Origin of the sequence: Actinoplanes sp. GCM10030250, from assembly GCF_042666575.1 — a bacterium.
In the GTDB taxonomy this organism is placed as follows: Bacteria; Actinomycetota; Actinomycetes; order Mycobacteriales; family Micromonosporaceae; genus Actinoplanes.
In genome coordinates this window covers 80693-97717 of sequence record NZ_JBHTDO010000027.1, presented here as the reverse complement: position 1 = coordinate 97717, position 17025 = coordinate 80693, and the positions used below count along the sequence as shown (strand labels likewise).

Genomic DNA, 17025 nt, shown 5'->3' with positions numbered 1-17025 from the left:
AGGAGCCGCTTCTGACGCGGAAGCCGAAACCACCGGCGCGCTCACGACGACACCCGCTCACTCGCCACCCGCCGCCGGAACACCCAGTACGACCACACCTGATAAACCAGAACCCCCGGCAGCACCAGAACCCCCGCCACCGTCAGCAACCTCAACGCCTCGACGCCAGCCGCCGCCGACTCCCGCGTCAACGACCACCCCGGATCCAAGGTGCTCAGCAGCACCACATCCCCGTGCACCGTGAACACCGCCACCACACTCCCCACCACAGCAGCCGCCACAGCCCCGAACGCCGTACCCTCCCGCCCCCGCCGAGCCTGCAACCCCGCCACGAACACCAGCGCCGCCGCCGCCAGCACCACCCGCGACCCCGTACCCACACCCAGGATCAAAAGCGCAACCGCCCCCACCGTGCTCACATGCCGCGCCAGATCGCGCGCCCGCTTCCGCACCGGCCCGGTGGTCCGCAGCGCCAGGAACGTCGCACCGAGAAGCACCGCCCCGAGCAGTCCCGCCAGCGCACCCAGCCCCGCCGCCGGCGTCACCAGCGGCCCGAGGCTGCGCCCCATCCCGGTCCCGGCCACCTCGCCGTCCGCCCGCAGGGCCAGCCCGTGCACGAAGATCCCGAGCACCGCACCCCACAGGAGCACGATCCCGGCCGAGCTGACCGACAGCAGGACGTCGCACCGCCACCGCCACGACGGCGACGAGTGCTTCCCGCGGAACTCCAGCGACACCCCGCGCACCGCGAGCAGCAGCAGGATGAGAACCATCGGCAGGTAGAGGGCCGACAGCATCGCCGCGTACCAGTCCGGGAACGCCGCGAACGTCACGCCGATCGCCGCCACCAGCCACACCTCGTTGCCGTCCCAGAACGGCCCCACCGTGCGGACGATCGCGCCACGCTCGTGCTCGTCGCGGCCGAGCACCGGCCCGAGGATCCCGACACCGAAGTCGAATCCCTCGAGGACGAAGTAGAGCACCCACGCGAGGACGAGCACCGCGAACCAGAAGGTGATCACAACAGCTCCTAGTAGGCCGGAACGGGTTCGGAGGAAACGGGCGACTCGGCGGGAACGAGCGGCCGGCGCGACAGGTGGACGACGAGCCGGCACCAGGCCACCGCCAGCAGCCCGTAGATCAGGGTGAAGCCGGCCAGCGACACGATCACTTCGGTCCGGGTCAGCCCGGGTGAGATGCCGTCGGCCACCTTGGAGATCCCGAACGCCAGCCACGGCTGCCGCGCCGTCTCCGTGAAGATCCAGCCGAGCGTGTTCGCCGCCGCCGGCAGCAGGGGTGCCAGCAGGGCGAAGCGGCGCAGCCACCGTGGCGTTCCCCGGCCCGCCTGCAAGAATCGGGGGAGCAACGGTACGCGGAAAGCGCGCCCGCTCGACCACAGGTGATAGGCCGCCAGCGCCATCCCCAGCACCCCGACCCCGATCATCAGCCGGAACGTCCAGAACGCCACCGGGATCATCGGCACGTAGCTTCCCGGCCCGTACTCGGCCACGTACTGCGCCTGCAGATCGTCGATGCCCTGCACGGTCCCGCCGAACGACCCGGTGCCCAGGAACGACAGCAGCCCCGGGATCTCGATGCTGAAGAACGGCCGGTCGTGCCCCAGTTCCCCGATCGCGAAGATCGAGAACGGCGCGCCGGTGGTCGTCTCGTACAGCGCTTCGGCCGCGGCCATCTTCATCGGCTGCACGGCGGTCATCACCTTGCCGAGGTGGTCGCCGCTGATCGCCGTGACCGCGCCGCCGGCCAGCATGATCCAGGCGCCGAGCCGGGAGAGCGTACGGAAGGTCGCGTCCGCCGCCACCCGCCAGATCCCGATCGCCATCAGCAGCCCGCCGCCGGCCATCGCCGCACCGCCCATGGTGTGCGGGAACGCCGCGAGCACCACCTCGTTGGTCAGCAGCTGCGTGAAGCTGGTGAGGTGCGCCCGCCCGGTGTCCGGGTCGAGGGCGTACGCCACCGGGTTCTGCATGAACGAGTTGGCCGCCAGGATGATGTACGCCGAGAGCAGTGTCCCCACGGCGACCACCACGATCGTCGCGGCGTGCAGCCGGCGGGGCAGGCGGTCCCACCCGAAGTACCAGAGCGCGAGGAACGTCGCCTCGAGGAAGAACGCCAGCATCCCCTCGATCGCCAGCGTCGGCCCGAACACGTCACCGTAGAACCGGGCGAACGCGCTCCACCCGAGCCCGAACTGGAACTCCTGCACGAGCCCGGTCACCACGCCGACCGCGAACGTGACGATCAGCAGCTTGCCGACGAACTTCGTCAGGTGCAGGAAACGGTCCTGCCCGGTGCGCATCCAGGCCAGCTGGAGCCCGGCGGCGGCACACGCCAGCGAGATCGACACCGGCACGAACAGGTAGTGGTAGATCGTCACGACCGCGAACTGCAGCCGGGTCAGGTCGAGCACGTCCACGAAGGCCCCCTCTACGACGACTCGTAGTAGATACTACGCCGTGTAGTACGACAGTGTGCAGTAGGATGGCGGCATGGCGATGGGCGATCTCGAGCGCGAGGTCATGACGAAGCTGTGGGACGCGCCGGAGCCGCTCACCGTGCGGCAGGTGCACGACCTGCTCAGCCGTGACCGCGACCTGGCCTACACGACAGTGATGACCGTCCTCGACCGGCTCGCCAAGAAGGGCCTGGTCACCCAGCAGAAAGCCGACCGTGCCTACCGGTACGCGCCGTCGCAGACCCGCGAGGAGATGACAGCGGGCCTGATGCTCGACGCGCTGAGCGCCACCCCCGACCGCGACGCCGCCCTGGCGTACTTCGTCGGGCAACTGCCGCCGGAGGCACTCGCCGCGGCGATCGAAGCGGTGCGCTCGCCGAAGAAGTGACAGCCCTCCTGCTCGGCGCGCTCGGGCTCACCCTCTCGCTGGTGGTGCCCGGCATCCTCGCGAACGCCCGCTGGCCGGACCGCGCCCCGGTGGCCGCCGTGCTGCTCTGGCAGGCCGTCACCCTCACCGCGGTGCTCTGCGCGCTCGGCGTCGTGCTCGCCGCACCCGAGGAACTGACCCGGGCGGCCGGTGCCCGCCACCCCGAGACTGTCGCGGCGCTCGTGTTCTCGCTCGCGGTCGCCGCCACCATCGTGGTCCGGCTGCTGATCTCGCTCGGCCGGGTGAGCTACCGGGCCCGGGCCCGCCGCGCCCGGCACCGGATGCTCGTCGACCTGCTCGACCGGGTGGAACGGCACGAGGACCTGGGCGGGGAGGAGGTGCGCGTCCTCGACGGCCCCCTCCCGCTGGCCTACTGCGTGCCCGGCCGGTCGCCCCGGGTCGTCCTCAGCGACGGTGTGCTGCGGGTCCTCGACCGGGAGCAGGTCGGCGCGGTCCTCGCCCACGAGCGGGCCCACCTGCGGCACAAGCACGAGCTGGTGATGGAGTCGTTCACCGCGTTCCATCGAGCCGTGCCCCGTCCGCTGCGCAGCAGGGCGCCGCTGGACGCCGTACACCTGCTTCTGGAGATGGTGGCCGACGATGCCGCGCGCCGCCGCACCGGGCCCGCGCCGCTGCGGGCCGCGCTCGCTCGCCTCACCGACGCCGTCCCCCTGTCGGAGGAGGTGACCGGCGACCCGGAGGGTGAATCCCGGCGCCGCCGACTGTCCCGGCTGGACGGTCCGGGCCGCAACTCGGCCATCCTGGCGGTGTCCGCTACCACCGCCGCGGCCGGTCTCCTGGTGCTACCCACCGTGATCCTGGTCGTACCCTGGCTGGGAAAAGCGCTCGACACCTGGCCTTTCCGGTAGCTCACCGTGACCAGGCTGGTGCGTAAAGTCCCGAGCTTCATTTGCCTCCATGATCCGAGTACGGTGGTCCCCGGTCCGGCAGCCCCCAATCGTCCCCCCGGCCGATCTGACGGACCACCGCCCAATCGCCCTCCGGGGTGAACCGGGGACCCAGGTTTGTGGGGTGAAGCCGCGGAGTTCCGCGGCCGGGTGTGCTTCCCGCCCGAACCCGTCAGCTAACCCGGTCGGCGGCTGACAGGAAGAAAGGACGAAGCACCTACGTGAAACGGATTGGCGCGCGGCGCGCTGGTCTCCTGCGCGGGCTGGCACTCGTCGTGGCATCCGCCGGACTCGTTCTGACCGGACCGGCCGCTGCCCATGCCGAGCCCACGCCCTCCAGCGTCGAGAAGCAGATCGACACGGAGTGGAACAAGCTCGAGCCTGTCATCGAGCAGTACAACGACGTGCACGGCAAGCTGACCAAACTGCGCAAGCAGCAGAAGGATCTGGCGAAGACCCTGGCGCCGCTGCAGGCTCAGGTGGACGCCGCGATGGTCGAGGTTCGCGGCCTCGCGGTCGACGCCTACATGCAGGGCCCGCCGAGCACTCTCAACGCCATGCTGATGAGTGGCAACGCGACGGGCCTGGCCGAGAAGCTCACCCTCCTCGACCAGCTGGCGTTCAACCAGAGGCAGTCGATCGCCGACGTGGCGAAGCTGCGTGACAAGTACGCCGCCGACAAGGCGAAGGTGGACCAGCTCGAAACCGAGATCGCCGCACGCGACACCGACCTGGCGTCGAAGAAGAAGGCGATCGAGGGGGAGATCAAGGACCTCCAGAAACTGCGGATTCAGGCGTACGGCACCGCGAACGTCGACGACGGCGCCTTGCGGACCGGACCCTGCCCGGTCACGTACACCAACGACAAGGGTGGTCGCGCGGCCCAGAAGGCGTGCGATCTGATCGGCAAGCCCTATGTCTTCGGTTCCAACGGCCCGAACAGCTACGACTGCTCGGGTCTGACGCAGGAGGCGTGGGGTGCGGTCGGCGTGCACCTCGAGCACTACACGAAGGACCAGTACGGTTCCACGAGATCGGTGAGCCGGAGTGAGTTGCAGCCAGGTGACCTGGTCTTCTACTACTCCGACGTGCACCATGTCGCGCTCTACATCGGCGGCGGCAAGGTGGTGCACGCACCGCACACGGGAGACCACGTGCGGATGGCGACGATCGATCGAGGCCCGATCGCCGGCTACCGCAGACCGGCGTAAGGCCTGTGCGAAAACGGTCGCTGTCAGTTTCTGGCAGCGGCCGTTTCGTTTTTCATCGTACGGTCGGCCCGTCCCACCGCGGCGGTTCCTGCGGGACCCTCCAGGCTCCCGAGCAGCTCTCCCGGTCCGCGCTCCCGGCTGCCATGACGCCGCTCCCCGGCATGGCCTCAGCGGGCCGGGGCATAATCGCCTCTCATGAGCGACGCCTTGATCGACAGCCTCACCGCCGCGGTGCAGGCACGTCCCGACGACCTGCCGTTGCGGCTGCACCTCGCCGAGCTGCTGGTGTCCGCCGGCCGGGGCGCCGAAGCGATCGGGCACGCCGCGCAGGTCCTCGCCCGCGAGCCGGGCAACACCACCGCCCAGCAGCTGATGTCCCGTGCTCTGGGCCCGTCGGCGCCCGCCCAGCCCACTCAACCCCCCGCCGCCCCACCCGTCACGCAGCCCGCCGCCTCACCCACTCAGCCCGCTCAAACGCCCGCTCAACCCCCCGCTCAACCCCCCGCTGATGCCGCACCCCCCGCTCAGCCCGCTCCCGCCGCCCCCGGAAACGTCGACTGGGCCGCCCTCGAGCAGCAGTTCGGCGACGTCGTCCCACCACGGTTCGCCCGCGCCGACGGCAACCCCGACCCGATCCAGGGCCACGCCGACCGCGCCTTCGACATCGAGCACTCCACCATCACCCTCGCCGACGTCGGCGGGATGGCCGAGGTCAAGAAGCGTCTCGAGGTGTCGTTCCTGGGCCCGCTGCGCAATCCGAAACTGCGCAGCCTGTTCGGCAAGAGCCTGCGCGGTGGCCTTCTGCTCTACGGCCCGCCCGGCTGCGGCAAGACGTTCCTGGCGCGGGCCGTCGCGGGGGAGATGGGCGCCTCGTTCATCTCGCTGAGCATCACCGACGTGCTGAACATGTGGATCGGCAGCTCCGAGCGCAACCTCCACGACCTGTTCGAGTCGGCACGCGGCCACGCGCCGTGCGTCCTCTTCCTCGACGAGATCGACGCGCTCGGGCACAAGCGGAGCCAGTTGCAGTCGTCCATGCGTACCGTGGTCAACCAGCTGCTCACCGAACTGGACGGCGTGGACGGCGGCAACGACGGCGTGTTCGTGCTGGCGGCCACCAACGCACCCTGGGACGTCGACGCGGCCCTGCGGCGGCCGGGGCGCTTGGACCGTACCCTCCTGGTGTTGCCTCCGGACGGCCCCGCGCGTGCCGCCATCCTGGAGTTGCACCTGCGTGATCGCCCGGTGGCGGGCATCGACCTGGCCCAGGTCGCCGCCGCCACCGAGCACTACTCCGGCGCCGACCTCGCGCACCTGTGCGAGACCGCCGCCGAGTACGCGATGCGCGACTCGATCGCCACCGGCGACATCCGCATGATCAACCAGTCGGACATGCTCGCCGCCGCCCGCGAGATCCGCCCCTCCACCGACGCCTGGTTCTCCACCGCCCGCAACGTCGCCATGTTCGCCAACGAGAGCGGCGAGTACGACGACCTGGCCGCCTACCTCAAGAAGCGCAAGGTGCGGTGACCCCCGCGTCCCGGGCGCGCCTGCTCGCCGGCGTCGGCCGCCTCCGCGACGCCGAGGACGCCGTCCGGACCGGCCTGACCGACACACCCGCCGACCCGGAACTGCTCGCCCTGCTGGCCGGCCTCCTCCGCCTCCAGGGCCGCCACGCGGACGCCCTGACCGCCGCCGGCGCCGCGGTGGCCGCCGCCCCCCACCTGGCCGGCACCCACATCGAACGAGCCGAGTGCCTCCTCACACCCTCTCCGGCCGTCCCGCCGAGCCCCTCACCGGGCCCCTCACCGGGCCTACCGCCGGGCCTACCGCCGGGCCTCCCGCCGGGCCTCCCGCCGGGCCTACCGCCGAGCCGCTCAACGAGGCTCTCGCCGAAGCCCGGGAGGCGGTCCGCCTGGAGCCCGCTCACCAGCCGGCTCACCGTGTTCTCGCCAGGGCGCTCGCCGCCCGCCGCGACTTCGACAGTGCCCGGGAAGCGGCCCGCCGCGCCCTCTCCCTGGACCCCGCATCGATACCCGACCTGCTCAACCTCGCCGAGATCGAACGTCAGGCCGGCCATCGGTCCGCAGCGCGCGAAGCGGTCCGGGCAGCCCTTGCCCGCGATCCCGACAACCCCGACGGCCGCTGGCTGATCGCCCTCCTGGACGCCGAACGGCTCCGCGTCGGCCCGGCCATGCGCGGCCTGCGCCGCCTGGCCGCCGAACACCCGGCCCAGCTGGCCGGCGCCGCGATGACCTGGCCGATCCGCGGCCTGCTCGGCGGCCTGCGCCGCGGCCTCACCGCCGGCGTACTGCTCACCGCGATCCTGGCGGCCACCGCCCTGCCCTGGCCGTCCACCCTGATCCTCGCCCGCGCCGCGTCCCTGACCGTAGCCGCCGTGATGATCCTCTTATCGGCCCTGGTACTCATCCCGGCCGGCCGCCTGCCCTGGCGCTGCCTCACCCTCCTGCCGCCGCGCATGCGCCGCGCGGTGCTCACCGGCCTGGTCGCGGCAGCCGCGACGGTCACGCTCCTTCTCACGTACGCGCTGAGCCCCCGCTGGCAATCCCTCCCCCTGGCGGCCGCGGCATTGCTCGCCCTCCTCGCCGCCGGCCGGGCCGACCGCGTTCCGGCTGCGCGTTAGATCACTTTCGTCCGAAAGAATCTTGCCCAATCGGCAAGATCGCCGGATGCTGTCCGAACATCAGTGGACGGGGGAGCGTCATGCCGAATTCGAGCGTCGTTTGAGCCCCCGCAACCCGGCTAGGGCGCCGGGTCTCTCCGCACTGCGGGAGCTCGCCCTCGTGGCCGGACTGTTCCTGGCCTACAAACTGGCGCGCCTCGCAGCCGACGGGCACGTCACCGAGGCGTTCCGCAACGCGTCCACCATCGGGGACCTCGAGCGCCGGCTCCACCTGCCCAGCGAACTCTCCGTGCAGCACACCCTGCTGGACTGGCCCGCGCTGGTGACGGCCGCGAACAGCTATTACGCGTACGTCCACTTCCCGGCCACCGCCGCCTGCCTCATCTGGCTCTACCTCCGCAGGCCCAGCCACTACCGCCGCACCCGCAACGTTCTGGTCCTGCTCACTTCCGGCGCCCTGGTGGTCCACTTCCTCTACCCGCTCGCCCCGCCCCGCATGCTCCCCGAAACCGGCATGCTCGACCTCGGCCGCCTCTACGGCCCGGCCGTCTACGGCGCCCCCGAGACCGACCAGCTCTCCAACCAGTACGCCGCCATGCCCTCCCTGCACGTCGGCTGGGCCCTGGTGGTGGCGATCGCCCTGATCACCGCCACCTCCCCCCGATGGCGCGGCCTCTGGCTCCTCCACCCCGCCATCACCCTGCTCGTAGTCGTAGGCACCGGCAACCACTACTGGCTCGACGCTCTCGCCGCAGCCGCCCTCCTCGCCGCCGCCTACACCCTGCTCCCCACTCCCCGCCCCACCCTCAAGCCGGCCCTCCCGCCTCTACCGCATCAGCGCACCCCCACTACCGCCGAGCCGGCCCCCGCCGCTCCCTGACCCACAGCCGGCCCTCAGCGCTGTCACGGGAACGGGCAAGGGCCCCGCCACCGGAGTGGCAGGGCCCTTGTGATGGAGCTGTGGATCAGGCGACCGCGTACAGGGCCTCCGGGGTGACCGCACCGGCGAAGACCCGGCCGTCGTCGGTGAGCAGGACGCTGAAGAGAGCGCCGCTGAGCAGCCGGCCGCTGCCCCACTCGCCGCTGACCTTCGGCATCACGTCGAGGAACGCCTGGGCCTGCGCACCCTCGCCCTCGGCCTCCGCGCCGGCCAGTGCCTTCTCCGGCGACTCGGGCAGCTTGGCGGTGACGATCGAGGCCCAGCCCTCGCCGATCACCTTCGGCTCGCCCTTCTCGCCCAGGCCCTTGTGCAGCTCGGCCTGAGCCTCAGCCCGCGCCTTGGCGGCGTCGGCCTTGGCACCGTCCGGCTTGACGGCGCCCGGCTTCATGCCGTCGGCACCGAAGAGCTTGCCGGCCTCGTCGACCTTGGCGCCGGGCGGCGGGTTGAAGGTGAACTGTTCCGCGTCCGGGACGGTGAAGGAGATCTGCTCGAACGCCACCCGGAAAGCGGGCTTGGTGGTGTTCTTCGCATACACGTCCACCCGCAGCGGGATGTGCTCGGTCGCGTCGATCGCGAGCCGGACCTGCCCGACCAGCGAGGACGAGTTCTTCGGGCTGAGCACCAGCTCGTACGCGTCGCGCCCGGCCACCTCGGCCGCACCGGTCGTGGCGACCTGGGTCGACGGGTCGATCGCGGCGAGCGCGGCGTCAGCCGCTTCCTTGGGCGTGGAGGGGATGCCGGAGGGCAGCGCCTCGGGCTTCTCCTGGGTCTCCGCCGGCAGGACCGCGTGCGTCCCGGTGTTGTCCTGGCTCTGCCAGACCCAGACGTCCTGCCCGTTGCGGATCACGTCGGTCTCACCGTCGGTGCCGACCAGCGCGAACCTGACCTTGTCCTCACCCGCGTACCACACGCGGGCGGTGTTGCTGCCGGCGATCAGGCTGGTCAGCCCGCCGCCGTTGCCTGCCACGTTGCCCCCGGCCTTGCCGAGCAGCCCGGCGATCCCCGGCAGGCCGAGGTCGGAGCTCTGCACGACGGTGCCGGAGAGACCCTTCGGGTCGGCACTCTGCAGGTCGACGAGCAGCTGGGCGGCGGTGCGATCCGGCAGTGCCGGATCGGCGTTCGCCACGATCGTTCCGGCCGCCGCGCCGCCCCCGATGACAGCCACCGCGGCGGCTGACGGTACGAGCCAGCGCAACGCCGGCCTGGACCTGAACACGGACACGATGTCCACCTCCTGTTGTCTGGGACCCATCGTGCCCCGGCACCGCTGTGATGCCGCTGAGAAAGTCCCTTAAGGGAAGTCCCCGCCGGGGTGCCCTGAAGCCGCGTTGATCCCGCGCTGTGAACCCGCTGAGAGCGGGTGACGGAACCCCGCCACGGCATGCCAAGGTGTGGGGGTGCGGTTGCTGGTGGTGGAGGATGAGGCACGGCTCGCCGCGGCGCTGCGCCGTGGCCTGCAGGCCGAGGGGTTCGCGGTGGACGTTGCCGCCGACGGGCAGGACGGCCTCGAGATGGCCCGCCACGGCGGCTACGACGCGATGATCCTGGACGTGATGCTGCCCCGGCTGTCCGGTTACCGGGTGGTGCGGCAGCTGCGAGCCGAGCGGCACTGGCTGCCGGTCCTGATGCTGTCGGCGAAGGACGGGGAGTACGACCAGGCCGACGGGCTGGACTGCGGTGCCGACGACTATCTGACGAAGCCGTTCTCGTACATCGTCCTGCTCGCCCGCCTGCGGGCCCTGCTGCGGCGCGGCGCCCAGGCCCGCCCGGTGGTCCTCAGCTTCGGCGACGTCGAACTCGATCCGGCGGAGCGCCGGGTGCTCGTCGCGGGCACCGAGGTCACGCTGACGGCGCGCGAGTTCGCCCTGCTGGAGTACCTGATGCGCCGTCCCGGCCAGGTCGTCTCCAAGACCGAGCTGCTGGACCACGTGTGGGACGCCGCGCTGGAGACCGCGCCGAACGCGGTCGAGGTCTACGTCGGCTACCTGCGCCGCAAGATCGGCCGGGATCGCCTGGAGACGGTCCGCGGCGCCGGCTACCGGCTGGCTGCCGTCCCGGCCGCGTAGATGCGCCGCATCCGGGAGTTGAGCCTGCGGGCCCGGCTGATGCTGGTCTCGGCCGCCGGCCTCACCCTCGGTCTGGCGGCGGGCGGCATTCTGCTGGTCGCGGTTCTGGGGTACGCCCAGACGCGCTCGGTCCATTCCGAGTCCATGGACACCGCCCTGGGCGTGCAGCGGCTCGTCGACCAGGGCTCGCTGACCAACCTGATCCCGGTCTCCCCGAACGTGCAGGTGCAGGTCATCGACGCCGAGTCCCGGGTGATCGCGGTGTCCGCCCTCGCTGACCGGATGGTGCCGATCCTCTACAGCGCCGAGCTGCGCGACCTTCCCGACGGGCGCAGCGTGCCGATCCCCGGCACCCGGATCGGCTACGACGGCGAGGCGCGGGTCGTCAAGCTGACCGCCGGGCCGCCGACCGCACCGGTCCGCATCCTGGTCGCCCGTTCCACCGACCAGATCACCCAGAGCGTGCACCTGCTCCGGCTCACCCTGCTGGTGATCTTCCCGCTGCTGGTGGCGCTGCTGGCCGCCGTGCTGTGGCGGGCGCTGGACGCCGCGCTGAGCCCGGTGGACGCGCTGCGTTCCGGAGCCGAGGAGATCACCGGCGGCACCCGGGAGGGCCGTCTGCCCGTACCGGACTCGCGCGACGAGATCCACCGGCTCGCGGTCACCCTCAACGACATGCTGCACCGCCTGGACGCGGCCCGCGCCCGGCAGCGGGCGTTCGTCGCCGACGCCGCCCACGAGCTGCGCAGCCCGCTCACCAACATGCGCACCGAGCTGGAGGTGGCGCAGCGGCTCCCGGACGACACCGACTGGCCGGCGCTGACCGACGATCTGCTCGCCGACGTGCAGCGGCTCTCCCGGCTCGTCGACGATCTGCTGCTGCTGGCCCGGCAGGACGACGGGACCACCCGCGCGGTCACCAGCCGGGTCGAGCGCATCGACCTGGGCCAGCTGGTCGGCGAGACCGCGGAACGGTACCCCGGCGTGGAGTACCGGGACGCGGGTGAGCCGCTGCCGCTGTCCGGCGAGCCGGACGCGCTGGCCCGGGTGGTCGCGAACCTGCTCGACAACGCCGTGCGGCACCGGCGGGAACAGGTCACGGTGAGCACCGCGGCCGACGGGAATCAGCTGGTCATCGTGGTCACCGACGACGGCCCCGGCATCCCGGCGGCCGACCGCGACCGGGTCTTCCAGCGGTTCACCCGCCTCGACGACGCCCGTGCCCGTGATGCCGGCGGTTCCGGCCTGGGGCTCGCCATCGTCCGCGAGCTGGTGCGCAGGCACGGCGGCACCGTCACGCTGGGCGATGCGGAGCCGGGCCTGCGAGTTGAGGTACGCCTACCCGCCGCTCAGGACGCGTAACGCTTCTCCGCCCGGGCCCGCGCCTTCGCCGCCTCTTCCTCGCGGTTCTTCGGCGGCGCGGTGGTCACCAGCTCAGCGAGCAGCTCGGCCGTGGCGGCGGCGACCGCGGCGACAGCCGTGTCGAAGGCGGCCTGGTTCGCCTGCGACGGCCGGGTGCTCCCGGCGATCTTCCGGATGTACTGCAGCGCGGCCGCGTGCACCTCGTCGGGCGTCGCGGGCGGTTCGAAGTTGTGCAGCTGGTGGATGTTCCGGCACACGTCGGCCTCCTTGTCGCTGGGCACCTGCCGGCCCCAACCTATGCCATGGCCGGCGCCGCGCGCGTGCCTGCCGGCTCGCCTCGCTCCGGCCCGCTCCGCCGCGGGTGCCTAGAACTCGGTGATCGCGATCGGGTCGGCCGTGAGGACGTCGCACTGGACGTAGGCGAGGTCGATCGTCACGTCGGTGAACCACAGCACCGGCAGGGTGAGCGGTGGCGGCTGCTCCGGGGTGAACGTCACCGGGATCAGCCCGAACAGCTTGCCGGCGAACTTGGGGGAGTAGAACTCCACGTTCCCGTCGGTGATCAGCTCGTTGCTCTTGATCAGGGTGGTGGCGTCGCCCGGCTCGTCGATCTCCAGGCTGAACGGCTTGTTCACCGCCTTGTCCATGACGAAGCGCAGCGCCCGGATCGTCCCGCCCGCGGTCGGCAGCTCGGTGACACCTTCGTAGGTCGAGTTGTACATGGTCAGCGAGCCGACCTTCATGACACCCGGCTTCATCGCGGTCAGGGGTAGGCCGTCGGCCGAGGCGACCAGGCCCTCCTGCCGGGCGCCCAGGCAGGGAATCTCCTCGGCCGCTCTCTTCGACGCGCTCGGTTGCACGCTCGGCTTCCCGCTCGTTGACGGATCAGCGGCCTGGCTGGGCGCGGCCTGGCTGGGTGATGCCTGACTCGGTGTCTGGCTCGGTGCCGCCTGGCTGGGTGCGGCCGACGGTGACGGTGTCTCGTCGTCCTTGTCCGGGTCGAACAGGTCGCCGATGCCCTCGATCACGTCGCCGATGCCGTCCAGGATCGGGTGACCGGTGCCGTCGCCGGCGGACTCCGACGGGGACGCGGACGGCGACGGTGACGCCGACGGGGACCCGGACGGCTTCGGCGCCGTGCTCCGGCTCTTCACCGGTTTCGGCTTGGCGGACCTCGCCGTCTCGGGTGCGCCGGCCGCCGATCGGGACGGCAGGCCCTCCGGGCACTCGGCGGCGTCGGCCGGCGGGCTGCCGGCGGTCGCCACGACCCCGGCCACCGCGAGCGGCACGATGAAGATCAGCGCTTTACGGTGGAAGGGCCGCCGGCCGGGATCGGGTTCTGGTTCCGGCGTACCCATCGGCCCCGACTCGGGTCGCAGGCCCGGCACGATGATGGAATCGCTGGTGGGATCGCTGGTCACCGGGTCTATCTCGGCCGTCGGGGTGTCGTCGCGCGGCGCCGGCCCCGGTGCCCCTGGCGGTACCCAGGCGATCGCCAGCGCCCCGCCGACGATACCGAGGATCATCCCGGCGAACCAGCCGCCGAGGTTCAGCCCGATGAACGAGTAGAGCGCGGTGAGCAGCCCCACGATCCCGTAGAACAGCCGCTGCGCCGGTGAGAACCAGATCAGCGCACCGCAGGCCAGCATCAGCACCGGCAGCAGGTACGACAGGAACCCCTGAGGCCCGATGTGGAGTTGCAGGTCGGCGAGGGCCATGTTGGCGCTGAGGAACATCTCCAGTCCCGACAGCACGAGGAACAGGCCGGCCCAGAACGGGCGTACCCGCCGCCACTCGCGGAACTTGTCCCAGTAGCTCACTCGTGTTCCTTCCGCCCGGACGCCGCCGGGCCCGCGGAGTTGCCGCTCCACGAGCCCGGACTTTTCAGATCAATCCGTGCCACTCGTGCGAATCAATCCGTAAAGCACTTCGTGCGTATCAATCCGTAAAGCACTTCGTGCGAATCAATCCGCGTAACACTCGTGCGATCCGCCGACGTGGAGCTTGAGGCTCATGCCGTTGAGCGTGAAGGTCGAGGCCGAGGTGTAGTAAGCCTGCTGGCGCAGGCCGATGATGGTGACCTTGGTGGCCTGCTGGCCGAAGCCACCCGAGGCGCCGTGAGCCTCGTCCTGTGCCGCGTCGAGGGTGCCCGCGTCCAGGCCGATCTGCATGTTCTCGAACGTGGCGTCGCCGCCCAGCTCGGACATCCCGATGAGCAGGTTCGTCGCCTCGACCGGGTGCTCGGGGTCGCCGCCCGCTTCGATCCGGAGCGTGACCGGCCCGACGGCAACCGACTGGCAGAGGTCGTTCAGCGTGGCGCTCTCGATGCCGGACATCGCGGCCGGAACCGTTCCCTCCGCGGTGTCGAGCTCGCTGCTGTACTGGGTGAAGCCGTTGCCGACCAGCTTGCTGGCGGACAGCTTGAACTGCTTACCGGAAATGGTGAAATTCGCGGCCAGGGCGCCCTCCGCGAGCGCCACGACCAGGCCCCCGGCGACAATTGCCGGTACGCCCACCGCCACGGCGAACCGGCGCCAGTTGGTACGCCCGTACGCCGGAGCGCTCTGCGCATCCTCCACGGAACCTCCTAATGTTCGCTGCGACCGCCGACCGGTAAAGCGAGGTCCGTCGATGCCGGGGCCGTAATGTGCCGGAAATGTTGCCCCTGAAGCCCGGTGACTACAAGGCCTCCGGCTACTAGTCAGTAACCCCGATCACATGATCAAGAGTGACGCTGAGTGATGCCCGCCACCGCCTGACCCGGCATTTCGGACAGAAAGTCGGCGGCTCAGCGATTTACCCGTTACCGCCGGTACGCCATACCGTAATGATCACGGATCGATAACGAAGTTCCGGGCGACTTCGGGTGAGACGATCGCCGACGTGACTTAGGTCTCCACCCCTGCCTGCCGATCGGAAGGGCATGGACGTCCGCCGGGATCGCCGCCGATGAGCGTGCAGCGACGGCTCAACGTGGGCTTCGCTGCCCTGTTCGTACTCTTCCTGACGTTGCTGTCGGTGCAGTTCGGGGTCGGTGCGCACCTGCATGCGGAGCACGACGCCCTGGTCGGCCGGATCACCGCGGCACAGGCGGCCAACGACCGCGTCCTGCAGCGGATGACCGACGCCGAGACCGGTGTACGCGGCTTCCAGCTCACCGGCGAGCGGCTGTTCCTGGAGCCGTACGAGACCGGGTGGAGTGACGCGTTCTCCTCCCTCGACGACGTCGCGGCCAACACCAGGGACGACGAGGTCCGCAACCTGGTGACCCGGGAGCGCGACGCGATCCGGTCCTGGCTCGACGAGTACGCCCTTCCGGTGATCGACGCCGGGAGCACCGGAAGTGATCATGATCGGGCCGCGCGCGCCAAGGTGCTCTTCGACGACCTGCGGCTGGTCAACGACGCTGTCGAACTGGCGATCAGCACCGAGGAGCGGTCCGCCCTGAGCCGCGGGTCCGCCGCGCAACGGCTCCTTTACTGGGCCGCCGCTCTGCTGGTCGTGGCGATCCTGTCGATCGGGTACCTCGTCGTGCGTACCGTGCGGGGTCAGCTCCTCACGCCGCTGGAGCACGTCGGCCGTACCATCCGCCGTCTCGCCGCAGGCGACCACTCGGCCCGCGCCGAACCGGTCGGCGCGACCGAGTTGCGCCCGGTGATCGAGGCCCTCAACGACCTGGCCGCGCAGACCGAGACCCTCCTCGCCGGTGAGCAGGCGCGCGTCGCCCGCGCCGGGCTGCGGCAGGCCGTCGCCGCCGAACTGCAGGAGATGCGCGAACCCACCGACACCAGCCGCCGCATCGCCGGCCTGATCGGGATGGCCGTCGGCGCCGACAGCGTGCATTGCGAACTGGGCATGCCCGGCAGCGTCCAGGTGAAGATCCACTGGCCGTCCGACGCCGCCGACCTGCCCGCCAGCACGGTCGCCGAACTGACGGCCGGGTCCGCCGGCGAACCCCGCATCCGGCCCGGCGGCGAATTCTCGGTCACCATCCGCGCCGACCCCGCCGACCCGGAGTGCGAGCCCGGCTACCTGCTCGTCACCCGTGCCGGCGCGGCCTGGGCCGACGCCGAGCACCGCCTGCTCACCGGCGTGACCCTGGAGATCGAGCGGGCGCTCAAACAGCTCACCCTCCAGCACCACCAGGCCCGCCTGATCAGCGAGCTGCGCCGGCTGGACCAGCGTAAGGACGTTTTCATCCAGACCGTCACCCACGAGCTGCGCACGCCGCTGACCAGCATCCTCGGCTACACCGAGATGTTCGCCGAGGACGGCGGCGACAGCCTCAGCCCGTTGCAGAAGCGTGCCGTCAGCGCGATCCTGCGCAACGCACACCGGCTGCACGAGACCATCGGCGACCTGGTTCTGCTCGACCGCCCCGACGCCCACGCCGGCGTCACCACCGAACCCGTCGACCTGGCCGCCGTCGCGATCACCGTGCACGGTGAGCTGGACAACGCCGCGCGCGCCAAGGACCTCGCGGTCTCCTTCGAGGCGGGCGACGCGTGGGTGTGCGGCGACCGTACGCAGCTCCAGCGGGCCATGCGCAAGCTGATGGAGAACGCCATCAAGTTCACCCCGCCGGGCGGGCGTGTCGACTGCCACCTGACCGCTGACGATCGTTCGGTCGTACTGTCGGTGACCGACACCGGCATCGGCATCCCCGCCGACGACGTGCCGGGCCTGTTCACGCCCTTCCACCGCGCCGGCAACGCGATGGACCAGGCCGTTCAGGGCCCGGGGCTCGGCCTGGCCATCGTCCGGGACATCGTCCGCGACCACGGCGGCACGATCGCGGTCCAGTCGGTGGTCGGCCGCGGCAGCACCTTCACCATCACACTCCCGGCGGCGCTCGCCCCCACCCCCATCCCCGTCTGACCCCGCCCCCACCCCGCCCAGCCCCAGCCCCGTCCAGCCCGCGCCCGGCCCCGCCCCAGCCCCGCCCCGGCCCCGCCCCGGCCCCGCCCCCGGCTGGCTACCAGTGCTGCCTC

At 71.2% G+C, this 17025-nt stretch carries 16 protein-coding genes and 1 riboswitch; of the genes, 9 read left to right on the top strand and 7 right to left on the bottom strand.

Annotation, left to right across the window (positions count from 1 at the left end):
* Positions 1 to 41: 41 nt before the first annotated feature.
* Entirely contained in the window at positions 42 to 1022 is a 981-nt protein-coding gene (gene cydB, locus ACFQV6_RS29795; protein WP_378030936.1) for a cytochrome d ubiquinol oxidase subunit II, read from the bottom strand.
* A gap of 8 nt (positions 1023 to 1030) precedes the next feature.
* Positions 1031 to 2437, bottom strand: a complete 1407-nt coding sequence (locus tag ACFQV6_RS29790) for a cytochrome ubiquinol oxidase subunit I (protein WP_378030935.1) — start codon at positions 2435 to 2437, stop codon at positions 1031 to 1033.
* 73 nt (positions 2438 to 2510) lie between these two features.
* Here ACFQV6_RS29790 and ACFQV6_RS29785 point away from each other — a divergent pair, with 73 nt between their 5' ends.
* From ACFQV6_RS29785 to ACFQV6_RS29770, 4 genes are all read left to right on the top strand, one after another.
* Positions 2511 to 2864 (top strand): BlaI/MecI/CopY family transcriptional regulator, encoded by a 354-nt coding sequence (locus ACFQV6_RS29785; RefSeq protein WP_378030934.1) that lies wholly within the window; start codon positions 2511 to 2513, stop codon positions 2862 to 2864.
* Positions 2861 to 3772, top strand: a complete 912-nt coding sequence (locus tag ACFQV6_RS29780) for a M56 family metallopeptidase (protein WP_378030933.1) — start codon at positions 2861 to 2863, stop codon at positions 3770 to 3772. The genes ACFQV6_RS29785 and ACFQV6_RS29780 overlap by 4 nt, the downstream gene beginning before the upstream one ends.
* Positions 3773 to 3880: 108 nt before the next feature.
* Positions 3881 to 4018, top strand: a riboswitch (cyclic di-AMP (ydaO/yuaA leader).
* Between the two features lie 14 nt (positions 4019 to 4032).
* On the top strand, positions 4033 to 5022 hold the full coding sequence (locus ACFQV6_RS29775) for an NlpC/P60 family protein (RefSeq protein WP_378030932.1): 990 nt from the start codon (positions 4033 to 4035) through the stop codon (positions 5020 to 5022).
* Between the two features lie 195 nt (positions 5023 to 5217).
* Positions 5218 to 6552, top strand: a complete 1335-nt coding sequence (locus ACFQV6_RS29770) for an AAA family ATPase (protein ID WP_378030931.1) — start codon at positions 5218 to 5220, stop codon at positions 6550 to 6552.
* Here ACFQV6_RS29770 and ACFQV6_RS29765 read toward each other — a convergent pair.
* Positions 6525 to 6698 carry a hypothetical protein gene (locus ACFQV6_RS29765; RefSeq protein WP_378030930.1) on the bottom strand — a complete coding sequence of 58 codons (174 nt, stop codon included), beginning with the start codon at positions 6696 to 6698 and terminating at the stop codon, positions 6525 to 6527. The genes ACFQV6_RS29770 and ACFQV6_RS29765 overlap by 28 nt on opposite strands.
* A 77-nt stretch (positions 6699 to 6775) precedes the next feature.
* Between ACFQV6_RS29765 and ACFQV6_RS29760 the strand changes: the two genes are divergently transcribed.
* Both ACFQV6_RS29760 and ACFQV6_RS29755 read left to right on the top strand, forming a co-directional pair.
* Positions 6776 to 7666 carry a tetratricopeptide repeat protein gene (locus ACFQV6_RS29760; protein WP_378030929.1) on the top strand — a complete coding sequence of 297 codons (891 nt, stop codon included), beginning with the start codon at positions 6776 to 6778 and terminating at the stop codon, positions 7664 to 7666.
* A 46-nt stretch (positions 7667 to 7712) separates the two neighbouring features.
* Positions 7713 to 8546, top strand: a complete 834-nt coding sequence (locus ACFQV6_RS29755; RefSeq protein ID WP_378030928.1) for a phosphatase PAP2 family protein — start codon at positions 7713 to 7715, stop codon at positions 8544 to 8546.
* Between the two features lie 85 nt (positions 8547 to 8631).
* On the opposite strand, the gene ACFQV6_RS29750 is transcribed toward ACFQV6_RS29755, so the two are convergent.
* The gene (locus ACFQV6_RS29750) at positions 8632 to 9828 is read right to left on the bottom strand and encodes an outer membrane lipoprotein carrier protein LolA (RefSeq protein WP_378030927.1); all 1197 of its coding nucleotides are present in this window, start codon (positions 9826 to 9828) and stop codon (positions 8632 to 8634) included.
* A 175-nt stretch (positions 9829 to 10003) separates the two neighbouring features.
* Here ACFQV6_RS29750 and ACFQV6_RS29745 point away from each other — a divergent pair, with 175 nt between their 5' ends.
* A complete protein-coding gene (locus ACFQV6_RS29745) occupies positions 10004 to 10672 on the top strand; it encodes a response regulator transcription factor (RefSeq protein ID WP_378030926.1) in 669 nt (222 codons plus the stop codon).
* The gene (locus ACFQV6_RS29740; protein WP_378030925.1) at positions 10673 to 12034 is read left to right on the top strand and encodes a sensor histidine kinase; all 1362 of its coding nucleotides are present in this window, start codon (positions 10673 to 10675) and stop codon (positions 12032 to 12034) included.
* On the opposite strand, the gene ACFQV6_RS29735 is transcribed toward ACFQV6_RS29740, so the two are convergent.
* The 3 genes from ACFQV6_RS29735 to ACFQV6_RS29725 all read right to left on the bottom strand — a co-directional run bounded on the left by ACFQV6_RS29735 (position 12022) and on the right by ACFQV6_RS29725 (position 14613).
* Positions 12022 to 12291, bottom strand: a complete 270-nt coding sequence (locus tag ACFQV6_RS29735) for a DUF2277 domain-containing protein (RefSeq protein ID WP_378030985.1) — start codon at positions 12289 to 12291, stop codon at positions 12022 to 12024. The two genes, ACFQV6_RS29740 and ACFQV6_RS29735, sit on opposite strands and share 13 nt — an antisense overlap.
* Positions 12292 to 12399: 108 nt before the next feature.
* Positions 12400 to 13854, bottom strand: a complete 1455-nt coding sequence (locus tag ACFQV6_RS29730; RefSeq protein WP_378030924.1) for a DUF6114 domain-containing protein — start codon at positions 13852 to 13854, stop codon at positions 12400 to 12402.
* A gap of 144 nt (positions 13855 to 13998) precedes the next feature.
* Entirely contained in the window at positions 13999 to 14613 is a 615-nt protein-coding gene (locus ACFQV6_RS29725) for a DUF6230 family protein (RefSeq protein ID WP_378030923.1), read from the bottom strand.
* Positions 14614 to 14983: 370 nt separating this feature from the next.
* Here ACFQV6_RS29725 and ACFQV6_RS29720 point away from each other — a divergent pair, with 370 nt between their 5' ends.
* Positions 14984 to 16912, top strand: coding sequence for an ATP-binding protein (locus tag ACFQV6_RS29720; protein ID WP_378030922.1), 1929 nt, complete (start codon positions 14984 to 14986; stop codon positions 16910 to 16912).
* The last annotated feature ends 113 nt before the right edge of the window (positions 16913 to 17025 follow it).

Excerpts from the sequence above, each read along its gene's own strand:
- ACFQV6_RS29785 (WP_378030934.1), top strand. The coding sequence starts at position 2,511 with ATGGCGATGGGCGATCTCGAGCGCGAGGTCATGACGAAGCTGTGGGAC.
- ACFQV6_RS29770 (WP_378030931.1), top strand. The coding sequence starts at position 5,218 with ATGAGCGACGCCTTGATCGACAGCCTCACCGCCGCGGTGCAGGCACGT.
- ACFQV6_RS29755 (WP_378030928.1), top strand. The coding sequence starts at position 7,713 with ATGCTGTCCGAACATCAGTGGACGGGGGAGCGTCATGCCGAATTCGAG.
- ACFQV6_RS29740 (WP_378030925.1), top strand. The coding sequence starts at position 10,673 with ATGCGCCGCATCCGGGAGTTGAGCCTGCGGGCCCGGCTGATGCTGGTC.
- ACFQV6_RS29720 (WP_378030922.1), top strand. The coding sequence starts at position 14,984 with ATGAGCGTGCAGCGACGGCTCAACGTGGGCTTCGCTGCCCTGTTCGTA.